The organism is Burkholderia sp. Tr-862 (genome assembly GCF_011753085.1).
Taxonomy (GTDB): Bacteria; Pseudomonadota; Gammaproteobacteria; order Burkholderiales; family Burkholderiaceae; genus Burkholderia; species Burkholderia ambifaria.
Genome location: NZ_VWWG01000271.1, coordinates 1 through 5,261, shown reverse-complemented (window position 1 = coordinate 5,261; position 5,261 = coordinate 1). Strand labels below are relative to the sequence as shown.

Here is a 5,261-nt window from a genome sequence, read left to right as displayed (position 1 = left end):
GCCCGCGCGCCGCCCGTCGCCTGCCGTGCGGCGGCAACAGCGCGCCGCGTGGCTCTTTCTCGCGCCCGCGTGCGCGATGGTTGCCGTCTATGTGATCTGGCCGATCCTGTCGACGCTGTGGCTGAGCCTCTGCAACTGGGACGGGATGACCGAGCGCACGTTCGTCGGTCTCGCGAACTACGTCGAGCTGCTGCGCGCGCCGACCTTCTACACCGCGCTGCGCAACAACGTGATCTGGCTTGCGCTGTTCATGCTCGCGCCGCCGCTCGGCCTCGCGCTCGCGCTGTACCTGAACCAGGCGGTGGCCGGCATCCGGCTCGTGAAGTCGCTGTTCTTCGCGCCGTTCGTGCTGTCCGGCGTGGTCGTCGGCCTGATCTTCTCGTGGTTCTACGATCCGACCTTCGGGCTGCTCGCGCTGATCGCCGGACACGGGATCCCGGTGCTCGGCGATGCGCGCTATGCGACGTTCGGCATCGTGTTCGCCGCGCTGTGGCCGCAGACCGCGTACTGCATGATCCTGTACCTGACCGGTCTCACGTCGGTCAACCCGGAGCAGATCGAAGCGGCGCGGATGGAAGGCGCGCGCGGCTTCGCGCTGCTGTGGCACGTCGTGCTGCCGCAGTTGCGCCCGACCACGTTCATGGCGATCGTCGTCACGGTGATCGGCGCGCTGCGCAGCTTCGACCTGATTTCGGTGATGACGGGCGGCGGCCCGTTCGAGAGCTCGACCGTGCTCGCGTATTACATGTACGACCAGGCGATCAAGTACTACCGGCTCGGCTATTCCGCATCGATCGCGGTCGTGCTGTTCGCGATCATGCTCGTCTACATCGTGTTCCAGTTGCGCCGCATGCTGCGCAACGAGCAGTGACCTACCGGGAGTTCATTCATCATGTTTCCGACACCCGTTGCCCACTGGAAGCCGGTCTCGCGCCGGCTGTACAAGCTGTCGCTGCCCGTCGCGCTCGTGATCTGGCTGCTGCCGATGATCGCGGTGTTCATCACGTCGGTGCGCTCGACCGAGGAACTGGTCGAAGGTCACTACTGGGGCTGGCCGCGGCACTTCTCGATGATCAGCAACTATCGCGATGCGCTGACCACGTCGCCGATGCTGCATTACTTCTGGAACAGCGTGCAGATCACGGTACCGTCCGTTATCGGGTCGATCGCGCTGGCGGCGATGGCGGGCTTTGCGCTCGCGACCTACAAGTTTCGCGGGAGTACCGCGCTGTTCGGGACGTTCGTCGCGGGGAACTTCGTGCCGGTGCAGGTGTTGATGATCCCGGTGCGGGACTTGTCGCTGCGGCTCGGTGTGTTCAATACCGTCGAGGCGCTGATCCTGTTTCATGTCGCGTTTCAGACGGGGTTCTGCACGCTGTTTCTGCGCAACTTCATCAAGCAGTTGCCGTTCGAATTGATCGAGGCCGCGCGGATTGAAGGTGCGGGCGAATGGACGGTGTTCTGGCGGATCGTGTTGCCGCTGATCCGGCCTGCGTTGGCCGCGCTCGCGATTCTTGTTTTCACGTTCGTGTGGAACGATTACTTCTGGGCGCTGTGCCTCACGCAAGGCGATGAGGCTGCGCCGATTACGGCAGGCGTTGCCGCGTTGAAGGGACAATGGACGACATCGTGGAACCTCGTGTCGGCCGGGTCGATTCTTGCCGCGTTGCCGTCGGTCGCGATGTTCTTCGCGATGCAGAAGCATTTCGTCGCGGGGCTGACCTTCGGGGCGACGAAAGGTTGAGCCGGCGCTGATCGCGGATTCTGATCTTCTCCTCTTCATCGAGAGGTTGCCCGCTTCGGCGGGCTTTTTTTTGGTTCCGCCGGGTTTGACGGTGCGGTGAATAGAGCGGCTGTTCTCCGCAGAATTTGCGGCGAATATTGAATCGCAGGATCTGGACGGCGCGGGCCACGTGCCCGTCGTCACGCATTGGAATCGACATGCAGCGTCCTCCTTCAAGGATCGGCGGCGCGTCACGGTCAACCGCCAGCGCGCGTGTCGCGCAAAGGCGAAACGGGTCGTGTCGGGCCACGCATCGAATAGCTCACATTGCGACATATTCGACCGCCAGGCCGCACCGCCACCCAGACATGCTTGATACACGTCATGGCGGCATCGCCCGCTCCGGTCATCCTGTTCAGGTCCACCCTTCGAGCCGCAACGTCGAGCGCACGAGCCGCTGTTCTTCCTGCTCGATCTCGCGCAGATAGTCGACGCACTGCCGGATATGCTCGCTCGCGGCCTTACGCGCCTGGTCGGGCAGCCGCCCGGTCACCGCGTTATAAAGCCGCGCATGCTGGCGGTCGATCTGCTTCTTCAACGGCTCGCGGTGATAGAGATTGTTCACCGACGCAAACACCGAACTCAGCAGCAGATCCGTCAACGACTGCAACGTATTGACGAGCACCGGATTGTGCGACGCCTCGCAGATCGCGAGATGAAACGCATGATCGAGCTTCGCCCGCGCCGCCGGATCGAGATCCTGCGCATCGGCCGCCGTCATCTCCTCATAGCGACGCTTGATCAGGATGAAGTCGGCCGGCGTACCGCGCAGCGCCGCGAGCCGCGCGGCTTCGGTCTCGAGCATCCCGCGTACCTCGAACAGGTCGTACAGCGTGCGCGGCTGCGAGCCGAGCAGATGCATCATCGGCGACACTTCGCGCTGCGGGGTCAGACTCGCGACGAACGAACCCTTGCCGTGCGTCGTGTCGATGATCCCGCGCGCACGCAGCAGCTTCATCCCTTCGCGCACGGCCGTGCGCGACACGCCGAGCTTCTCGGTGAGCCGCCGCTCGGACGGCAGCGCCTGCCCGCCCTTCAGCACGCCGTCGACGATCAACTGCTCGATCCGCTCGGCGACGACGTCGGCGACATTGCGCGCCGGTGCTTGTCGATCTTGCCTTTCCATACTGGTATGACCACTTCGGTAGGATATCGCCTATTTTCCCACAAACCCTTGTGTTGATTAGGTTTCCCGCCACGGCCGCTTCCACCCGCCAGGCCCGTTTCGAAAAACTGGTACGACCACGTTCGCGACGTCTGGACACGCACCGGCCGCCCGCCAAGAATGCCGTTCATCCGGTGCGCCGCGCATGCCGCGGCCGCCTGCATGGTGGAGACGGAGACACACGATGAGTTTCATCTACGACGAACGGATCGACGGCCCGCTGGCGACCGTCGACCGCGACACGCTCGTCGCCGCGCTCGGTGCGGCGGCGCCCGGCCTCGACGTGCTGCACGAGCGCGAGGCGCTGAAGCCGTTCGAATGCGACGGCCTCGCCGCGTACCGCACGGTGCCGCTCGCGGTCGTGCTGCCCGACACGGTCGAGCAGGTGCGCGCTGTGCTGCGCGTCGCGGCCGCGCACGGCGTGCCGGTCGTCGCGCGCGGCGCAGGCACCGGTCTGTCGGGCGGCGCGATGCCGCTCGAAAAAGGCATCCTGCTCGTGATGGCGAAGTTCAACCGGATTCTCGAGATCGACGCCGATGCCGGCATCGCGCGCGTGCAGCCCGGCGTGCGCAACCTCGCGATCTCGCAGGCCGCCGCGCCCTACGACCTCTACTACGCGCCGGACCCGTCGTCGCAGATCGCCTGCTCGATCGGCGGCAACGTCGCCGAAAACGCGGGCGGCGTGCACTGCCTGAAATACGGGCTGACGGTGCACAACATCCTGAAGGTCGAGATCCTGACGATCGACGGCGACACGCTGACGCTCGGCGCCGACGGGCTCGACGCGCCCGGCTTCGACCTGCTCGCGCTGTTCACCGGCTCCGAAGGCATGCTCGGCATCGTCACCGAGGTGACGGTGAAGCTGCTCCCGAAACCGCCGAGCGTGAAGGTGCTGATGGTGAGCTTCGACGACGTCGCCGAAGCCGGCGCGGCGGTCGCGCGGATCATCGGCGCGGGCGTGATCCCGGGCGGGCTCGAAATGATGGACAACCTCGCGATCCGCGCGGCCGAGGACTTCATCCACGCAGGCTACCCGGTCGATGCGCAGGCGATCCTGCTGTGCGAACTCGACGGCGCGGCGACCGATGTCGAAGAAGACGCCGAACGCGTCGCCGCGCTGCTGCGCGACGCCGGCGCGTCGGAGATCCGGGTAGCACGCGACGAGGCCGAGCGGCAGCGCTTCTGGGCCGGCCGCAAGAACGCGTTTCCGGCGGTCGGCCGCATGTCGCCCGACTACTACTGCATGGACGGCACGATCCCGCGCCGCGAGCTGCCGCGCGTGCTCGAAGGGATCGCCGCGTTGTCCGCGCAATACGCGCTGCCGGTCGCGAACGTGTTCCATGCGGGCGACGGCAACATGCATCCGCTGATCCTGTTCGACGCGAACCGTCCCGGCGAACTCGACCGCGCGGAAGCGCTCGGCGGCAAGATCCTCGAGCTGTGCGTCGCGGTGGGCGGCAGCATCACCGGCGAGCACGGCGTCGGGCGCGAAAAGATCAACCAGATGTGCGTGCAGTTCAACGCCGACGAAATCACGTTCTTCCACGCGGTGAAGGCCGCGTTCGATCCGCGCCGCCTGCTCAATCCCGGCAAGAACATCCCGACGCTGCACCGTTGCGCCGAATTCGGCGCGATGCACGTCCATCACGGCAAGCTGCCGTTCCCCGAACTGGAGCGCTTCTGATGCGACGCGAACGCGAACCCGAATCGATCGACGACAGCGCGGCGCTCGTCGCGCAGGTCGACGCCGCGATCCACGATCGCCAGCCGCTGCTCATCCGCGGCGCGGGCACGAAGTCCTTTCTCGGCCGCGCCGTCGAAGGCCGCACGCTCGACGTGCGCACGCACCGCGGCATCGTCGCGTACGACCCGACCGAACTCGTGATCACCGCGCGCGCGGGCACGCCACTCGCCGAACTCGAGGCGATGCTCGACGTGGCCGGCCAAATGCTGCCGTGCGAGCCGCCCACGTTCGGCGGCACGGCCACGGTCGGCGGCATGTTCTCGGCCGCGCTGTCGGGGCCGCGCCGCCCGTGGGCCGGCGCGGTGCGCGATTTCGTGCTCGGCTGCCGCGTGATCACCGGCCACGCGAAGCACCTGCGCTTCGGCGGCGAAGTGATGAAGAACGTCGCGGGCTACGACGTATCGCGGCTGCTCGCGGGCAGCTTCGGCTGCCTCGGCGTCGTGACCGAGGTCTCGCTGAAGGTGCTGCCGAAGCCGCGCGCGAGCCGCGATCTCGCGTTGCCGCTCACGGCAGGCGAAGCCGTGCAGCGCGTCGCCGGATGGCGTCGCGCGGGGCTGCCGCTCGCGGGA

Annotated in this window: 5 protein-coding genes; 4 read left to right on the top strand and 1 reads right to left on the bottom strand. The window is 66.6% G+C overall.

The window, feature by feature from the left end; translation table 11 throughout:
* Window positions 1-871, top strand: an 871-nt coding sequence (locus F3J14_RS33440; RefSeq protein ID WP_247682342.1) for a sugar ABC transporter permease, incomplete at its 5' end; no start/stop codon positions are given.
* A 21-nt stretch (window positions 872-892) separates the two neighbouring features.
* The gene (locus F3J14_RS33435) at window positions 893-1,744 is read left to right on the top strand and encodes a carbohydrate ABC transporter permease (RefSeq protein WP_166726541.1); all 852 of its coding nucleotides are present in this window, start codon (window positions 893-895) and stop codon (window positions 1,742-1,744) included.
* A gap of 394 nt (window positions 1,745-2,138) precedes the next feature.
* Here the strand turns inward: F3J14_RS33435 and glcC are convergent, their stop codons facing one another.
* A complete protein-coding gene (gene glcC, locus F3J14_RS33430) occupies window positions 2,139-2,909 on the bottom strand; it encodes a transcriptional regulator GlcC (RefSeq protein WP_166726539.1) in 771 nt (256 codons plus the stop codon).
* 223 nt (window positions 2,910-3,132) lie between these two features.
* Here glcC and glcD point away from each other — a divergent pair, with 223 nt between their 5' ends.
* Both glcD and glcE read left to right on the top strand, forming a co-directional pair.
* Window positions 3,133-4,632: a glycolate oxidase subunit GlcD gene (gene glcD, locus F3J14_RS33425; RefSeq protein WP_166726538.1), complete on the top strand. Its 1,500-nt coding sequence runs from the start codon at window positions 3,133-3,135 to the stop codon at window positions 4,630-4,632.
* Window positions 4,632-5,261 (top strand): glycolate oxidase subunit GlcE (glcE, locus tag F3J14_RS33420; RefSeq protein WP_166726536.1); only part of this gene is annotated, 630 nt, incomplete at its 3' end. The genes glcD and glcE, both read left to right, overlap by 1 nt.